We start from the raw sequence: 16,722 nt of genomic DNA, 5'->3' as shown, positions 1-16,722 counted from the left end.
AGCTTTCCCCGACATCGGCCCGGTGTTTGTTGTTGTCGCCCCGTTCGCCCCCTACGGTCCGTTACTCCTACGTCCGTGAGGAATACCGACCCATGCGAGCGCTACTCACCAGCAAGGTCGCACGGCGCGGCCTGCGTCCGATCCTCGGCCTGATCGACCAGCGCATCGAGCGCCAGGTCAGGCGGGAACTCACGAAACTGCGCGACGACCGGCGGCCCCTGGAGTTCTTCTTCGACTCGACCGGCCGCGGCATCTCCCGGCTGCCCTCCCCGCCCCACCTCGACCGCACCATCGAGGAGACCGCCCGCGTCACCGGCGACCGCGACGGCGCCGAACGCAACATCGCCCAGGCCTTCCGGCTGCTGGTCGCCCTGGAGGCCCTCGGCGTCGGCCGCATCGCCGGCGGCACCATGAACATCTGCGGCAAGCTCTCCACCGTGCCGCTGCTCGACCCGCCGAACGAGGACATCCTGGAGATCGGCACCCTGTACGGCATGTTCGGCACCGGCCTGATCCGCATGATGCAGCGCGCCGGACACGACCCCCGCCTCACCATCGTCGACCCGCTCGCCGGTGAGCAGCTCCAGCCCGGCACCACGACGAGCGCCGACCCGACCGGCACCCCGGTCCGCGAGGCCGCCGTGCGCGCCAACCTCGCCCTCGCCGGTGAGGCCGGCACGACGGCCCGTATCCAGCGGGGCTTCTCCGAGGACCCCGAGGTGCGCGCACAGGTCTCCGACCGGTCCTACGGCGTGATCATCATCGACGGCGACCACTCGGCCGCCGGGGTCGCCGCCGACCTGGAGTGGGCCGAGAAGATCGTCGCGCCCGGCGGCATCGTCGTCCTGGACGACTTCGGCGACCCCAAGTGGCCCGGCATCAAAGAGGCGTTCGACAAGCACATGGCGACGGACACCCGGCTGACCTTCCTCGGCAAGGTGGCCCGCTCGGGCTATCTGCGCGCCTCAGCCTGACGCCGCCGGCCTGCGCCGGATCTTGTTCCCCAGCCACACCAGCGGGTCGTACTTGCGGTCCACGGCCCGCTCCTTCAGCGGGATCAGCGCGTTGTCCGTGATCCTGATGCCCTCGGGGCAGACCTCCGTACAGCACTTGGTGATGTTGCAGTAGCCGAGACCGTGGTCGTCCTGGGCCGTGCGCTTGCGGTCCAGGCCGGTCTCCTCGGCCGCGTCCAGCGGATGCATGTCCAGCTCCGCCACCCGCATCAGGAACCGCGGCCCGGCGAACGCCTGCTTGTTCTCCTCGTGGTCGCGCACCACATGGCAGGTGTCCTGGCACAGGAAGCACTCGATGCACTTGCGGAACTCCTGCGAGCGGTCCACGTCCTCCTGCATCATCCGGTACTCGCCGGGACCGACCCCCTCCGGCGGTACGAACGACGGCACCTGCCGCGCCTTGGTGTAGTTGAAGCCGACGTCCGTCACCAGGTCCCGCACCACAGGGAACGCCCGCAGCGGCGTCACGGTGATGGTCTCGTCCCGCTCGAACACCGACATGCGGGTCATGCACATCAGCCGGGGACGCCCGTTGATCTCGGCCGAGCACGAACCGCACTTGCCGGCCTTGCAGTTCCAGCGCACGGCGAGATCGGGGGCCTGCGTCGCCTGGAGGCGGTGAATGATGTCGAGGACCACCTCGCCGTCGTTCACCTCGACCTTGAAGTCCTCCAGGCCGCCGCCCTGCACGTCCCCCCGCCACACCTTGAAGCGGGCCTCGTAGCTGCTCACTCGTACAGCTCCTCTTCGGCGAGGTACTTGACCAGCTCCTCCTTCTCGAAGAGGGCGAGCAGGTCGGGGCGGATGGGTTCGGTGGTCTCGCGGGTGAGGGTGATCTGGCCGCGCACCGGGTCGGTGGCCGCGAGCCCGCCGGTCGGATCGGTGAGTTTGCACAGCAGATTGACGTTGCGCCAGGTGCGGTCCATCGCCGCGTGGTCCTCACGCGTGTGCCCGCCGCGCGACTCGGTGCGCTCCAGCGCGGCCCGCGCCACGCACTCGCTGACCAGCAGCATGTTCCGCAGGTCCAGCGCGAGATGCCAGCCCGGGTTGAACTGCCGGTGCCCCTCCACCCCGGCCCGCCGCGCCCGTACCCGCAGCTCGGCGAGCTTCTCCAGGGCCTGACGCATCTCCGGCTCGCGGCGGATGATGCCGACCAGGTCGTTCATCGTCTGCTGGAGCTCCTGGTGCAGGGTGTACGGGTTCTCCGGCGGGCCGTCACCGGCCGCGGTGCTCTCGGCGGAGAAGGGCCGCAGCGCCTCGGCCGCCGCCGCGTCGATCTGCGCGTCGTCCACCCGGGGGCGCTCGGCGCTGTGCCCGGTGGCGTACTCGGCCGCGTGCCAGCCGGCCCGGCGGCCGAACACCAGCAGGTCGGACAGCGAGTTGCCGCCCAGCCGGTTGGAGCCGTGCATGCCGCCCGCCACCTCACCGGCCGCGAAGAGCCCCGGCACCCCGCGCGCCGCCGCCGAGTCCGAGTCGACGGCGATGCCGCCCATCACGTAGTGACAGGTCGGCCCGACCTCCATCGGCTCGGCGGTGATGTCGACGTCCGCCAGCTCCTTGAACTGGTGGTACATCGACGGCAGCCGCCGCTTGATGACCTCTGCCGGCATCCGCGTGGACACGTCCAGGAAGACCCCGCCGTGCGGGGAGCCGCGGCCCGCCTTCACCTCGGCGTTGATCGCGCGGGCCACCTCGTCGCGGGGCAGCAGCTCGGGCGGGCGGCGGTTGTGGTCCGGGTCGTCGTACCAGCGGTCGCCCTCCTCCTCGGACTCCGCGTACTTGTCCTTGAAGACGTCCGGGACGTAGTCGAACATGAACCGTTTGCCCTCGGAGTTCCTGAGCACCCCGCCGTCACCGCGCACCGACTCGGTGACCAGGATCCCCTTCACCGACGGCGGCCAGACCATGCCCGTCGGATGGAACTGCACGAACTCCATGTTCAGCAGCGGCGCGCCCGCGAGCAGCGCCAGCGCGTGCCCGTCGCCGGTGTACTCCCACGAGTTCGACGTCACCTTGAACGACTTGCCGATGCCGCCGGTGGCGATGACGACGGCCGGTGCCTCCAGCACGAAGAACCGCCCGGACTCCCGCTCGTAGCCGAAGACCCCGCTGACCTGCCCGCCGTCCTTGAGCACCCGCGTGACCGTGCACTCCTGGAAGACCTTCAGCCGGGACTCGTAGTCCCCGGTCTGACGGAAGTCCTCCTGCTGGAGCGCGACGATCTTCTGCTGGAGGGTGCGGATCAGTTCAAGCCCCGTGCGGTCACCCACATGGGCCAGGCGCGGGTACTCGTGGCCGCCGAAGTTGCGCTGCGAGATCCGGCCGTCCTTCGTCCGGTCGAACAGCGCGCCCCAGGTCTCCAGCTCCCACACCCGCTCGGGCGCCTCCTGGGCGTGCAGCTCGGCCATCCGCCACTGGTTGAGGAACTTCCCGCCGCGCATGGTGTCGCGGAAGTGCACCTGCCAGTTGTCCCCGGCGTTGACGTTGCCCATCGCCGCCGCGATGCCGCCCTCCGCCATCACGGTGTGCGCCTTGCCGAACAGCGACTTGCAGATCACGGCCGTACGGGCGCCCCGCTCGCGCGCCTCGATCGCGGCGCGCAGCCCGGCGCCGCCCGCCCCGACCACGACGACGTCCCACTCCTGTCGGTCGACCACGGACATCAGAAGAACCTCGGATCCTCGAAGACACCGGACGCGATCAGATAGACGTAGAGATCGGCGAGCGCCACGCTCACCAGGGAGGCCCAGGCGAGCAGCATGTGGCGGGCGTTCAGCCTGCCGACCCACTGCCACATCCGGTAGCGCACCGGATGCCGGGAGAAGTGCTTGAGCTTGCCGCCGACGATGTGCCGGCAGGAGTGGCAGGAGATCGTGTACGCCCAGATCAGCACGATGTTGACGAGGAACACCAGGGTGCCGAGACCCATGTGGCCCCACTCGTAGTTCTCGTCGCGGAAGGCGAGCACGGTGTCGTAGGTGAGGATGCCCGCGACCGGGATCGCCGCGTAGAAGAAGTAGCGGTGGATGTTCTGCAGGATCAGCGGAAAGCGGGTCTCACCGGTGTACTTCTTGTGCGGCTCGGCGACCGCGCAGGCCGGCGGGGACGCCCAGAAGCCCCGGTAGTAGGCCTTGCGGTAGTAGTAGCAGGTCAGCCGGAAGCCCAGCGGGAAGATCAGAATGATGATCGCCGGTGAGATGCCCCACCAGCTGCCGAAGATCTCCCAGTTCGGGCCCGCCTTCATCGGCTCGCAGTTCTCCGCCAGGCAGGGGGAGTAGAAGGGCGAGACGTAGGGGGCCGCGTAGTAGTCGGCGTTGGCGAAGGCCCGCCAGGTCGAGTACACGATGAAGGCGAGCAGACCGGCCGCGGTGGCGGCCGGGGCCAGCCACCAGCGGTCGGTCCGCAGATGCGGGGCATCGATCGCGGCGCGCGTACCGGCTCGTACGCCGCCGCGCCGGGGATGGGATTCGGTGTCGGGAGGTTCCGTACCAGTGGCCACGTGTCCACTCCGCTAGGGGTCAGGGATGCGCGTCCGGCAGGGGCCGCGAGACCACTGCCGGGCAGGGGCGGCGGGGCGCTGCCGGGTGGATCAGGGCGCGTGCCGGTCGCGGGCGCCGAGACCCTCGTCGTCCGTGTCCACCCACAGCGACGGGTCGTACGGGGTGTCGGAGATGGTGACCAGGTCGGGCCGCTTCTGCGCGGTGGCCGGGGTGGCGGCCGTCTCCCGCAGCAGCGCGACGCTCTCCCGCAGATGACTGGCGTCGGCGCGGACGCGGCGCATCTCCAGGCCACCGCCGCCGAGCTGCTTCTCCAGGCGCCCCACCGACCGCATCAGGTCGTCGAGACACCGCTGGACGGTTGTCAGTTCGTCGTGCACGGACATGACTTGCCCTCACTTCCGCGGGTCCTTCGTGGCCCAAGGCGGCAACGTTCATGCGCCTGCGAGTGTTGCGCGTCACACCTTGTGCTGTGAAGGGATGTGCATCGATTGGCCGAGGCGCATGGGTGCATCGCACGGTGCGTTGCGCCGCACGGGTGGGCTTCCCGCCCGTGGCCGCCGTGTCGCTCTCGGTTGCCGAACCCTTTCCTCTTCAGTGGCCGCATACATCAGATGAGCTCCAAATACCACCAAAAGTGATCGTAACGCCCGCGGCTTCCCGGAGGTAACCAGAGATGTCCCACGACGGCGTCGGACCGCGCGCGGTCACGCGCTCGGTCGCCTTCCTGACCGCGGGCGCGCTCGCGGTGACCGCGCTGGCCGGATGCGGCTCAGAGGACCCCGCGGGCAAGCCGCTGGCCGGACCGGACATCCAGCGCGCCGCCCGCGCGAACATCGCCGACGGCGGCACCCTGCGCTGGGCCGTGGACACCGTCCCCGACACCCTGAACACCTTCCAGGCGGACGCCGACGCCACCACCACCAAGATCGCCCAGGCGGTCCTGCCGTCGATGTACACGATGGACAGCCGCGGCCGGCCGGTACGCAACGCCGACTACCTGGAGTCCGCGGAGGTCGTCGACACCGAGCCCAAGCAGGTCGTCCTGTACAAGCTCAGCCAGCAGGCCGTCTGGAGCGACGGCCGCGAGATCGGCGCCGCCGACTTCGCCGCCCAGTGGCGCGCCCTGTCCGGCAAGGACACCGCCTACTGGACCGCCCGCAACGCCGGCTACGACCGCATCGAGAAGATCGAGCGCGGCAAGGGCGACCTCGAGGTCAAGGTCACCTTCAGCCGCCCCTACGCCGACTGGAAGTCGCTGTTCACGCCCCTGTACCCGAAGGAGGTCATGGGCACCCCGGACGCCTTCAACGACGGGGCCCGCACGAAGCTGAAGATCAGCGCCGGTCCTTTCAAGGTGAAGAAGGTCGACCGGGACGACGACGAGGTGACCCTCACCCGCAACGCCCGCTGGTGGGGCGACCCGGCCCGGCTGAAGAAGATCGTGCTGCGGGAGGTGCCCCGCGACGAGCGGATCACCGCGCTCACCGAGGGCGACATCGACCTGGCCGAGATCGACCCCACCGCCGCCCGCCGGACCACCGTGGCCGCACGGCCGAAGTCCGGGAACGGCCCCCTGATGGGCCCCGGCGACCACAAGTCCTCCGCCGCCGACGCCCTGCGCTCCTGGGCGATCGCCCACGGCTCCGACGAGGAGGCCGCCGACGAGGAGACCTCCGCCCGTGAGGAGCGCGGCGAGGCGGCGGCGGAGTACGCCCGCGAGCAGAAGGCACTCGCCGGGTACGAGGTCCGCAAGTCGCTGGAACCGGCGTACACGCAGCTCGCCCTCAACGGGGCCGAGGGTCCGCTGGCCGACGAGCGGGTCCGCCGCGCGGTGGCCCGCGCGCTGGACCGGGAGGATCTGGCCGAGGCGGTCCTGAAGCCCCTCGGCCTGCCCACGAAGCCGGTCGGCAGCCACCTCGCCCTGTCCGGGCAGGCCGCCTACGCCGACAACAGCGGGGCGCTCGGCGAGCAGGACGTGGCGGAGGCACGGGCACTGCTGGCGGACGCGGGGTGGGTGCCGGGTGGGCCGGTGAAGAAGAAGGGCGAGAAGGGGGAGAAGGAGGACGGCGAACGGGCGGCGGGCTCGGAGGACTCGTCGGAGGAGTCGGACGAGTCGGACGAGTCGGACGACTCCTCGGGCGTCGACGACGGTACGTACATCGTCGGCGAGGACGAGGAGGAGAGCGGCGACGACGGCAAGGCGCCCCGCGGGTCCGCCCTGCTGGACGGCGAGGGACAGTGGGCCCACGACGGTGCGGCGCAGCGCAAGCAGGGCAGCCCGCCCGGCGCCTACGCCCCCAAGGGCACCGCGGCTCCCGCCAACGCCGAGACCGCGCCGCTCGCCAAGAACGGCAAGGCCCTCACCCTGCGCTTCGTCGTCCCGGACGGGCCCGGCTCGGACACGCTGCGCACGGTGGCCGAGCGCATCGCGCGGATGCTGGAGAAGATCGGCATCGGGACGGACATCTCCAAGGTCGACGACGAGAGCTACTTCAAGGACCACATCGCGGCGGGCGAGTACGACCTGGCCCTGTACTCGTGGCCGGCCACGGCGTACCCGGCGACGGACGCCCGCCCGGTCTACGCCAAGCCGGTCCCGGCGGCAGACGGCTCGCTGAACGTCGAGCAGAACTACACGCGGGTCGGCACCGACCAGGTGGACCAGCTCTTCGACCAGGCGATGACGACCCTGAACGACTCCGAACGCAACGCCCTGCTCCGCAAGGCCGACTCCCGCATCTGGGCGGCAGCCGGCTCCATCCCCCTCTTCCAGCGCCCCCAGCTCGTCGCGTCCCGCAAACACCTCGCCAACACGGGCGCCTTCGGCTTCCGCACACCGGTCTATGAGGACATGGGCTTCTTGAAGAAGGGCGCCGAGGGGCCGCAATCCGGTCAGAAGGACAACACGCAACCATCCCCCACGGACTAATGTCACGGTGCGGGCACCGACCAGGCCCGCACACGGGGGAGGACTCACCATGCACAGCAGGACCCGACGAACCTGCGCCGCGGCAGCGGCCACACTGACACTGGCCGCTGCGCTCGCCGCCTGCACGGGCGAAAAGACCGATGCGCCCCGCAGCGGCAGCCAGCGCGACAAGGCCGCGGTGCGAGCGTGCGCGGACGGCACGTTCACCTGGTCCGGCGTCAAGAAGACGGAGAAGCTGACCGGTGTCGCCGCGCGGCAGCGGGTGGGCCGGGGCGGGGCGAAGCTGACGGAGCCGCTGAGGCGGGTGTATGCCCCGCGTCCGTCGGTGCGAGCCGAGGGACCGGGCGTCTCAGCGGCGGAGGTCCTCTTCTCGCTGGGCAAGAAGACCGGCGTGATCGAGTCCGAGGCCCGCACCCTGGCGGAGGCGGACGGCGAGACATGGAGCTTCACCGACGTGCACGCCCAGGCCCCGGCCCTCGGCAAGAGCGTCACCGCCGTCGAGGGTGCCGGAGACATCGTGCAGTACGCCGGGGTGAGGGAGGTTGCGGGCGCGTTCCGTTATGTGTGCCCGGGCGGGAAGACCACCACCGGTCACGCACGGAGCTGGCAGGTCGACATCGGCGGCGTCCTCGACTGCGGTGAGAGCGTCGACGACTCGGACCTCGCCCGCCAGGCCGCCCAGCGGTCATGCCCCGCCGGTTCCGCCGCCGCGAAGGCGGCCTGAGCTGCACCAACGTATCCCAGCACGGCGTAGCCCTCGCGGCCCCGTACCATGGGGTGAGGCCGTGGCGTGTTCAGCCCGGCAGGGCCCGCGCACCGCAGGCGTTCGCGCGAGGCATTCCTCACCACTCCGGGAGTACGGCAGCTTATGGCCACGCGCCACGACATCCGCAACGTCGCCATCGTCGCCCACGTCGACCACGGCAAGACCACCATCGTCGACGGCATGCTCAAGCAGGCCGGCGCCTTCGCCGCGCACCAGCTCGACCAGGTCGACGACCGCATGATGGACTCCAACGACCTGGAGCGTGAGAAGGGGATCACGATCCTCGCCAAGAACACGGCGGTGAAGTATCACCCCAAGGGCGGCGGGGACCCGATCACCATCAACATCATCGACACCCCCGGCCACGCCGACTTCGGCGGCGAGGTCGAGCGCGGTCTGTCCATGGTCGACGGCGTCGTGCTGCTCGTCGACGCCTCCGAGGGCCCGCTGCCGCAGACCCGCTTCGTGCTGCGCAAGGCGCTCCAGCAGCGGCTGCCGATCATCCTGTGCATCAACAAGACGGACCGCCCGGACTCCCGGATCGACGAGGTCGTCAACGAGACCTACGACCTGTTCCTGGACCTGGACGCCGACGAGGACCAGATCGAGTTCCCGATCGTCTACGCCTGCGGCCGTGACGGCATCGCCTCGCTGACCAAGCCGCAGGACGGCACGGTCCCGGCGGACTCCGACAGCCTGGAGCCGTTCTTCTCCACGATCCTGGACACGATCCCCGCCCCCTCCTACGACGAGGACGCCCCGCTCCAGGCGCACGTGACGAACCTGGACGCCGACAACTTCCTCGGCCGTATCGCGCTGCTCCGCGTGCACCAGGGCGAGCTGAAGAAGGGGCAGACCGTCGCGTGGATGAAGCGCGACGGGTCCGTCACCAATGTGCGGATCTCCGAGCTGATGATGACCGAGGCGCTGACCCGCAAGCCCGCCGAGAAGGCCGGCCCGGGTGACATCTGCGCCGTCGCCGGTATCCCCGACATCATGATCGGCGAGACGCTGGCCGACCCGGAGAACCCGGTGCCGCTCCCGCTGATCACGGTGGACGAGCCGGCGATCTCCATGACCATCGGCACCAACACCTCCCCGCTGGTCGGCCGCGGCGGCACCGGCAAGGGCGCCGACGCGAAGGCGGCGGTCAAGGACCGCAAGGTCACCGCCCGCCAGGTCAAGGACCGCCTGGACCGCGAGCTGATCGGTAACGTCAGCCTCCGCGTCCTGGAGACCGACCGCCCGGACGCCTGGGAGGTCCAGGGCCGTGGTGAGCTGGCGCTCGCCATCCTGGTCGAGACCATGCGCCGCGAGGGCTACGAGCTCACCGTCGGCAAGCCGCAGGTCGTCACCAAGGAGGTCGACGGCAAGGTCTACGAGCCCGTCGAGCGCATGACAATCGACGTGCCCGAGGAGCACATGGGCGCTGTGACGCAGCTCATGGGTGTCCGCAAGGGCCGGATGGACAACATGTCCAACCACGGCTCCGGCTGGGTGCGCATGGAGTTCGTCGTGCCCTCGCGCGGACTCATCGGCTTCCGGACGGAGTTCCTGACGCAGACCCGGGGCACGGGCATCGCCCACTCCATCCACGAGGGGCACGAGCCCTGGTTCGGGACGCTGACGACCCGTAACAACGGCTCCCTGGTGGCCGACCGCTCCGGCGCGGTCACGGCGTTCGCCATGACCAACCTCCAGGAGCGCGGCGTGCTGTTCGTCGAGCCCGGCACCGAGGTGTACGAGGGCATGATCGTCGGGGAGAACTCCCGCTCCGACGACATGGACGTCAACATCACCAAGGAGAAGAAGCTCACCAACATGCGGTCCTCGACCGCCGACGTGACCGAGTCCATCGTCCCGCCGCGCAAGCTCTCCCTGGAGCAGTCCCTGGAGTTCTGCCGCGACGACGAGTGCGTCGAGGTGACCCCGGAGGCGGTCCGCATCCGCAAGGTGGTCCTGGACCAGCGCGAGCGCGCCCGCGCCGCCAGCCGCGCCAAGCACGCCTGACCCACACCGCACGACGGCACCGGGCGCCCCTCGCACGGAGGGGCGCCCGGTGCCGTTTGCATGTGTGCCCGGGGGAAGCCCGCTGGGAACCGGAGGGTAGGGATAACCCTCGATCTCCCGGCGATGTGCCGTCCGAGGGCCCGTTCCGCACTACCCTGCTCCGAAGCAAAGCGCCCGTACGGCCGGCAGAAAACAGGTTCGCGGTCCCTATGGCCAACGGCCTTGCCGGCCACGTGCGCTGAGCACGCGACAGCCCCTGCGGGCACCCTGCACGGCGGTCAGGTTACGCGCAATCGGTTTTTCTCATCCGGACGTCCGGTATACGGACGCCCACCCCCGATAGATGTGTAACAAGTCCGTTTCGCAGGGATCTTTCACCAAACCCTTTGTCCGGATTTTGGAAGATGTAGGCCCGAGCTGTGATCGAACCGAGACCTCGAGGGTGTGGTTCGGTCCTGGCGCATGGCAGATAGTTAGGCGCGTAGAGCTCGGACGAACGGGTCACGCGCTGTCGGCGCCGACTCACGAGCGCGGGGGCACCTGACGATCTCCGACACCGGCGACGGGCGGTGGGCGGCGACATGTCGTGTGCTCTTCTTTGCGGTGAACCAATGGACTCATGAGGAGGAACCCATGCGCGGTGCCAAGAGCGCCAAGTGGGTCGCGATAGCCGCGGTTGTGGCGCTGGGCGCGACCGCCTGTGGTGGGGGAAGCGGTGACGGCGACAAGGCGAACAAGGGTTCCGGCCCTGCCGGCTACGTCTCCATCGACGTCGGCGAGCCGCAGCGGCCGCTGATCCCGGCCGACACCAACGAGAGCAACGGCTCGTACGTCATCCAGTCCCTGTTCACCCAGCTGCTGGACTTCGACGCCGACGGCAACATCGTCTACACGAACGCCGAGTCGGTCGAGAGCACGGACTCCAAGACCTGGACCGTGAAGCTCAAGAAGGGCTGGAAGTTCCACAACGGCGAGGACGTCACGGCCAAGTCGTACGTCGACGCGTGGAACTGGTACGCCAACATCAAGAACAACCAGCAGAACTCCTTCTGGTTCCAGGACATCAAGGGCTACGACGATGTCCACCCGGAGAAGGGCGACCCGAAGGCCGACACCATGTCCGGCCTGAAGATCGTGGACGACCACACCTTCACGATCGAGCTGAAGTACACGATGCCGTACTTCAACTACAAGCTCGGCTACACCACCTGGGCCCCGCTGCCCAAGGTCTTCTACGACGACCCGAAGGCCTTCGGCCAGAAGCCGGTCGGCAACGGTCCCTACACCTTCGAGAAGTGGGACCACAAGAAGCTGATCCAGGTCAAGGCCTGGGACGACTACAAGGGCCCGAACAAGGCGAAGAACAAGGGCGTCCAGTTCAAGGCCTACACGACGCTCGAGGCCGCCTACAAGGACGTCGTCTCCGGCAACCTGGACATGATCCGCCAGGTCGGCCCGACGGACCTGCCGAAGTACAAGCAGGACCTGGGCGACGGCGCCATCGAGCAGCCGTACGCGGCCATCCAGACGCTGACCCCGGCGTTCTACTCCAAGACCTTCAAGGACATCGACCCGAAGGTCCTGCAGGGTCTGTCCATGGCGATCGACCGCGAGACGATCACCAAGACGGTCCTGAACGGCACCCGCACGCCGGCCAAGGGCTTCACCCCGCCCGGCGTCAAGGGCAACCAGGACCTGGACACGGACGTGTTCACCTACAACCCGGAGAAGGCCAAGCAGCTCATCAAGGAGGGCGGCGGCGTTCCGGGCAACAAGTTCACCGTGCAGTACAACACCGACGGTGGGCACAAGGAGTGGGTGACCGCGGTCTGCGAGTCCATCCGCAAGGCCACCGGCGTCGACTGCGTCGGCGACCCGAAGCCGGACTTCGCCACGGACCTCGAGGCCCGTGACAACGACCAGGTGAAGGGCATGTACCGCGGTGGCTGGGTCGCCGACTACCCGGTCAACGCCAACTTCATGAAGGAGCTCTACCACTCCACCGCCGAGGCCAACAACGGTCGCTTCTCCAACAAGGAGATCGACAAGATGATGAACGAGGCGGACAAGGCCAAGACCCTCGACGAGTCGGTCAAGGCCTTCCAGGAGGTCGAGAAGAAGCTGGTCGAGCACATGCCGGCCATCCCGCTCTGGTACTACCGCATCAACGGTGGTCACGGTAAGAACGTCGACAACGTCAACGTCGACTTCCACGGTGACCTCGAGGTCTGGGCCGTCACCACGAAGTAGTCGAGCCCTCGGGCCTCATCCCCAACTCGGCCGTTGACCCACCGCCGCCGCGAGGCGGCGGTGGGAGGTTGCACGGGGCCGCACCCTGGATCAGGGGGGCGGCCCCCGCACCTGCAGTAACCCCTCACGGAGGCACCTATGGGGCGCTATGTCGCACGACGACTGCTCCAGATGATCCCGGTGTTCATCGGGTCAACCCTGATCATCTTCTGCATGATGTACGCCCTGCCCGGCGACCCCGTCCGGGCGATGATGGGGGATCAGGCGTACGACCCGACGGTGGTCGCGAACATCAAGAAGGAACTCGGTCTCGACCAGTCGCTCATCCAGCAGTACGTGAACTACATGGCCGGACTGCTCCAGGGTGACTTCGGCACCCAGATCGCCAGCCAGAGACCGATCGCGGACATCATCGCGGACGCGTTCCCGGTGACGATCCGGCTGACGATCTTCGCCTTCACCTTCGTCTCGCTCGTGGGCATCGGCCTCGGCATCGTCGCGGGCCTGAAGCCCGACACGCTGCGCGACCGCGGACTGCTCACCCTGACGCTGGTGCTCGTCTCGATGCCGTCCTTCGTGCTGGGCTTCCTGCTGCAGTACCTGCTCGCGTTCAAGTGGTCGGTCACCACACCCACGGTCACCGACTCGACGGACTTCTCCCAACTCATGCTTCCCGCGATCGTGCTGGCGTCGCTGTCGCTCGCGTACGTCGCCCGGCTGACCCGCACCTCGATCGCGGAGAACCTGCGCGCGGACTACATGCGCACCGCGGTGGCCAAGGGGCTTCCCCGCCGCCGCATCGTCGGTGTGCACCTGATGCGCAACTCGCTGATCCCGGTGGTCACCTTCCTCGGTATCGAGGTCGGCAACCTGATGACGGGTGCCATCGTGACCGAGGGCATCTTCAACGTGCGCGGTATCGGCGTGGAGATCTACGAGGCGCTCAGCCGGCGTGAGGGCGCGACCGTCGTCGGCATCGCCTCCCTCATGGTGCTCATCTACCTCGCCGCCAGCTTGATCGTCGACCTGCTTTACGCGGTCCTGGACCCGAGGATCCGGTATGCCTGACAAGACCGCCGTGAAGGTCGCGACCGCGACCGGCGAGCCGATGCCCGCCGTTGCCGCCACGGACGCCGGTCCCGCTCCGGCCAAGGCGCGCAGCCTCTGGTCCGACGCCTGGCACGATCTGCGGCGCAACCCGCTGTTCCTGATATCGGCCGTGCTGATCGTGTTCCTGCTGGTGATGTCGATCTGGCCGGGCCTGTTCACCAGCGCCTCGCCGCGCGACGCCGACCTGGCCAAGCACTATCTGGGCAAGCCGAACTGGGGTCACTTCTTCGCCCCCGACTGGCTCGGCTACGACGTCCAGGGCCGCTCCATCTACGCCCGCGTGGTCTACGGTGCCCGCGCGTCGATCTCCGTCGGTGTCGGCGTGACCATCTGCGTCACCGTCCTCGGCACGATCATCGGCATGATCGCCGGATACTTCGGCGGCTGGACCGACACCCTGCTGTCCCGGCTGACCGACATCTTCCTGGGCATCCCGTTCCTGCTCGGCGCCCTGGTCGTGCTGAACTCCTTCACCGACCGCACCGTCATCGTGGTGATCCTGGCCCTCGCCTTCCTCGGCTGGACCCAGATCGCCCGCGTGGCCCGCGGCGCAGTGATCACCATCAAGCAGGCCGACTACGTGGTGGCGGCCAAGGCGCTCGGTGCCTCGACGTCCCGGATCCTGTTCCGCCACATCCTGCCCAACGCGCTCGCGCCCATCATCGTCGTGGCGACCATCGCCCTCGGCGGTTACATCGCGGCCGAAGCGACCCTGTCGTTCCTGGGAGTCGGTCTCGGCGACACCGCCGTGTCCTGGGGCGGCGACGTGGCGCGAGGACGTGAGCAGCTCCGTATCGCTCCGCACACTCTGATCATCCCCTCGGTGATGGTGTCGATCACGGTGCTCTCGTTCCTGATGTTCGGCGATGCGGTACGCAACGCCCTCGACCCCAAGCTGCGCTGAGGGAGGCGTACGTGACCACCATCGACAAGACGTCGAGCGTCCTCGGCCTCGACGGCTCGGACGACTTCACCGGACCGCTGCTCGAAGTCCGGGACCTGCACGTGGAGTTCAAGACGCGTGACGGCGTCGCCAAGGCCGTCAACGGCGTCAACTACACCGTCAGCGCCGGCGAGACCCTCGCGGTCCTCGGCGAGTCGGGCTCCGGCAAGTCCGTGACCGCGCAGGCGATCATGGGCATCCTGGACATGCCGCCCGGTCGTATCCCCAAGGGGGAGATCTTCTTCCGCGGGCAGGACATGCTCAGGATGTCCGGCGACGAGCGGCGCAAGATCCGTGGCCGGAAGATCGCGATGATCTTCCAGGACGCGCTCTCCTCGCTCAACCCGGTGCTCTCCGTGGGCTACCAGCTCGGCGAGATGTTCCGTGTGCACCTGGGCCTGTCCAAGAAGGAGGCCAAGGCCAAGGCCATCGAGCTGATGGACAAGGTCAAGATCCCCGCCGCCGCGGCGCGGGTCGACGACTACCCCCACCAGTTCTCCGGCGGTATGCGCCAGCGCATCATGATCGCCATGGCGCTCGCCCTGGAGCCGGACCTGATCATCGCGGACGAGCCCACCACGGCGCTCGACGTGACGGTCCAGGCCCAGGTCATGGACCTGCTCGCGGAGTTGCAGCGCGAGTACAACATGGGTCTGATCCTGATCACCCACGACCTCGGTGTCGTCGCCGACGTCGCGGACAAGATCGCCGTGATGTACGCGGGCCGTATCGTCGAGACCGCGCCCGTGCACGAGCTGTACAAGCGCCCGGCCCACCCGTACACCAGGGGTCTGCTCGACTCCATCCCGCGCCTGGACCAGAAGGGCCAGGAGCTGTACGCGATCAAGGGGCTGCCGCCCAACCTGACGCGGATCCCGAGCGGTTGCGCGTTCAACCCGCGCTGCCCGATGGCCCAGGACATCTGCCGCACGGACATCCCGGCACTGCACCCGGTGACCGAGCGGGACGGCGGCGAGCTGGTCGGCCGCGGCAGCGCGTGCCACTTCTGGAAGGAGACGATCCATGGCTGAGCTGAGCAAGAGCAACGAGCCGGCGGACGCCACCCCGAACGTCTCCGAGGTCGAGACGGTGGACGCCGCCACCGAGTCGGAGGCGGTCGCCGCGATCGAGGCCCCCGTCGAGCGGGGTGAGCCGATCCTGCAGGTGCGCAACCTGGTCAAGCACTTCCCGCTGACCCAGGGCATCCTCTTCAAGAGGCAGGTCGGCGCGGTCAAGGCCGTCGACGGGATCAGCTTCGACCTGTACCAGGGCGAGACCCTCGGCATCGTGGGCGAGTCCGGCTGCGGCAAGTCCACCGTCGCGAAGCTGCTGATGATGCTGGAGAGCGCCACGGCGGGCGAGGTCTTCTACAAGGGCCAGGACATCACCAAGCTGTCCGGGCGTGCGCTGAAGGCGGTCCGCCGGAACATCCAGATGGTGTTCCAGGACCCCTACACCTCCCTCAACCCGCGGATGACGGTGGGCGACATCATCGGGGAGCCGTTCGACATCCACCCCGAGGTGGCCCCGAAGGGCGACCGCCGCAAGCGCGTCCAGGAGCTCCTGGACGTCGTCGGCCTGAACCCCGAGTACATCAACCGCTACCCGCACCAGTTCTCCGGCGGTCAGCGCCAGCGCATCGGCATCGCCCGCGGCCTCGCGCTCAACCCGGAGATCATCATCTGCGACGAGCCGGTCTCGGCGCTGGACGTCTCCGTCCAGGCGCAGGTCATCAACCTGATGGAGAAGCTGCAGGAGGAGTTCAACCTCTCCTACATCTTCATCGCCCACGACCTGTCGATCGTCCGTCACATCTCCGACCGTGTCGGTGTGATGTACCTGGGCAAGATGGCCGAGATTGGGACCGACACCCAGATCTACGACCACCCGACCCACCCGTACACCCAGGCGCTGCTCTCCGCCGTCCCGGTCCCCGACCCCGAGGCCCGCGACCACCGCGAGCGCATCATCCTCACCGGCGACGTCCCGTCCCCGGCCAACCCGCCCTCCGGCTGCCGCTTCCGCACCCGCTGCTGGAAGGCCCAGGACAAGTGCGCCGAGGAGGTGCCCCTGCTGGCCGTCCCCGAGCGCTTCAAGGGCTCGGACTCCCCGGCGGCCCACGAATCGGCCTGCCACTTCGCCGAGGAGAAGGACGTGGTCCACGCGGCGTAACCCCCATACGCCCATCCCCCGGAAGGAAG

Annotated in this window: 13 protein-coding genes; 9 read left to right on the top strand and 4 right to left on the bottom strand. The window is 68.7% G+C overall.

Annotated features, from left to right (window positions below; genetic code table 11):
• Positions 1-92: 92 nt before the first annotated feature.
• On the top strand, positions 93-974 hold the full coding sequence (locus N4P33_RS08325; RefSeq protein WP_260825676.1) for a class I SAM-dependent methyltransferase: 882 nt from the start codon (positions 93-95) through the stop codon (positions 972-974).
• Here N4P33_RS08325 and N4P33_RS08320 read toward each other — a convergent pair.
• The 4 genes from N4P33_RS08320 to N4P33_RS08305 form a co-directional block, all read right to left on the bottom strand.
• On the bottom strand, positions 966-1,745 hold the full coding sequence (locus N4P33_RS08320) for a succinate dehydrogenase/fumarate reductase iron-sulfur subunit (protein ID WP_260825675.1): 780 nt from the start codon (positions 1,743-1,745) through the stop codon (positions 966-968). The genes N4P33_RS08325 and N4P33_RS08320 overlap by 9 nt on opposite strands.
• Positions 1,742-3,676 (bottom strand): fumarate reductase/succinate dehydrogenase flavoprotein subunit, encoded by a 1,935-nt coding sequence (locus N4P33_RS08315; protein WP_260825674.1) that lies wholly within the window; start codon positions 3,674-3,676, stop codon positions 1,742-1,744. Before N4P33_RS08315 ends, N4P33_RS08320 begins: the two co-directional genes overlap by 4 nt.
• Entirely contained in the window at positions 3,676-4,512 is an 837-nt protein-coding gene (locus N4P33_RS08310) for a hypothetical protein (protein WP_260825673.1), read from the bottom strand. Before N4P33_RS08310 ends, N4P33_RS08315 begins: the two co-directional genes overlap by 1 nt.
• A 90-nt stretch (positions 4,513-4,602) precedes the next feature.
• On the bottom strand, positions 4,603-4,896 hold the full coding sequence (locus N4P33_RS08305; protein WP_260825672.1) for a hypothetical protein: 294 nt from the start codon (positions 4,894-4,896) through the stop codon (positions 4,603-4,605).
• 290 nt (positions 4,897-5,186) lie between these two features.
• Between N4P33_RS08305 and N4P33_RS08300 the strand changes: the two genes are divergently transcribed.
• The 8 genes from N4P33_RS08300 to N4P33_RS08265 all read left to right on the top strand — a co-directional run bounded on the left by N4P33_RS08300 (position 5,187) and on the right by N4P33_RS08265 (position 16,693).
• Positions 5,187-7,442 carry an ABC transporter family substrate-binding protein gene (locus N4P33_RS08300; RefSeq protein ID WP_260825671.1) on the top strand — a complete coding sequence of 752 codons (2,256 nt, stop codon included), beginning with the start codon at positions 5,187-5,189 and terminating at the stop codon, positions 7,440-7,442.
• 49 nt (positions 7,443-7,491) lie between these two features.
• Complete coding sequence (locus N4P33_RS08295) at positions 7,492-8,166, top strand: hypothetical protein (protein ID WP_260825670.1); 675 nt, start codon at positions 7,492-7,494, stop codon at positions 8,164-8,166.
• 144 nt (positions 8,167-8,310) lie between these two features.
• A complete protein-coding gene (typA, locus tag N4P33_RS08290) occupies positions 8,311-10,218 on the top strand; it encodes a translational GTPase TypA (protein ID WP_260825669.1) in 1,908 nt (635 codons plus the stop codon).
• A gap of 633 nt (positions 10,219-10,851) precedes the next feature.
• On the top strand, positions 10,852-12,468 hold the full coding sequence (locus N4P33_RS08285) for an ABC transporter substrate-binding protein (RefSeq protein WP_260825668.1): 1,617 nt from the start codon (positions 10,852-10,854) through the stop codon (positions 12,466-12,468).
• Between the two features lie 138 nt (positions 12,469-12,606).
• Positions 12,607-13,536, top strand: a complete 930-nt coding sequence (locus N4P33_RS08280) for an ABC transporter permease (RefSeq protein ID WP_260825667.1) — start codon at positions 12,607-12,609, stop codon at positions 13,534-13,536.
• Positions 13,529-14,482: an ABC transporter permease gene (locus N4P33_RS08275; protein ID WP_260825666.1), complete on the top strand. Its 954-nt coding sequence runs from the start codon at positions 13,529-13,531 to the stop codon at positions 14,480-14,482. The genes N4P33_RS08280 and N4P33_RS08275 overlap by 8 nt, the downstream gene beginning before the upstream one ends.
• 11 nt (positions 14,483-14,493) lie before the next feature.
• Positions 14,494-15,552, top strand: coding sequence for an ABC transporter ATP-binding protein (locus N4P33_RS08270; RefSeq protein ID WP_260825665.1), 1,059 nt, complete (start codon positions 14,494-14,496; stop codon positions 15,550-15,552).
• Entirely contained in the window at positions 15,545-16,693 is a 1,149-nt protein-coding gene (locus N4P33_RS08265; protein ID WP_260825664.1) for an ABC transporter ATP-binding protein, read from the top strand. The genes N4P33_RS08270 and N4P33_RS08265 overlap by 8 nt, the downstream gene beginning before the upstream one ends.
• Positions 16,694-16,722 lie beyond the last annotated feature (29 nt).

Source organism: Streptomyces sp. 15-116A, assembly GCF_025290915.1.
In the GTDB taxonomy this organism is placed as follows: Bacteria; Actinomycetota; Actinomycetes; order Streptomycetales; family Streptomycetaceae; genus Streptomyces.
Note: the sequence above shows the minus strand (reverse complement) of the source record. Positions and strands in the feature narration are given on the sequence as shown.

Coding starts and splice junctions, on each gene's coding strand:
- N4P33_RS08315 (WP_260825674.1), bottom strand. CDS start 3,676: ATGTCCGTGGTCGACCGACAGGAGTGGGACGTCGTCGTGGTCGGGGCG.
- N4P33_RS08285 (WP_260825668.1), top strand. CDS start 10,852: ATGCGCGGTGCCAAGAGCGCCAAGTGGGTCGCGATAGCCGCGGTTGTG.
- N4P33_RS08305 (WP_260825672.1), bottom strand. CDS start 4,896: ATGTCCGTGCACGACGAACTGACAACCGTCCAGCGGTGTCTCGACGAC.
- N4P33_RS08265 (WP_260825664.1), top strand. CDS start 15,545: ATGGCTGAGCTGAGCAAGAGCAACGAGCCGGCGGACGCCACCCCGAAC.
- N4P33_RS08275 (WP_260825666.1), top strand. CDS start 13,529: ATGCCTGACAAGACCGCCGTGAAGGTCGCGACCGCGACCGGCGAGCCG.
- N4P33_RS08325 (WP_260825676.1), top strand. CDS start 93: ATGCGAGCGCTACTCACCAGCAAGGTCGCACGGCGCGGCCTGCGTCCG.
- typA (WP_260825669.1), top strand. CDS start 8,311: ATGGCCACGCGCCACGACATCCGCAACGTCGCCATCGTCGCCCACGTC.
- N4P33_RS08300 (WP_260825671.1), top strand. CDS start 5,187: ATGTCCCACGACGGCGTCGGACCGCGCGCGGTCACGCGCTCGGTCGCC.
- N4P33_RS08280 (WP_260825667.1), top strand. CDS start 12,607: ATGGGGCGCTATGTCGCACGACGACTGCTCCAGATGATCCCGGTGTTC.
- N4P33_RS08295 (WP_260825670.1), top strand. CDS start 7,492: ATGCACAGCAGGACCCGACGAACCTGCGCCGCGGCAGCGGCCACACTG.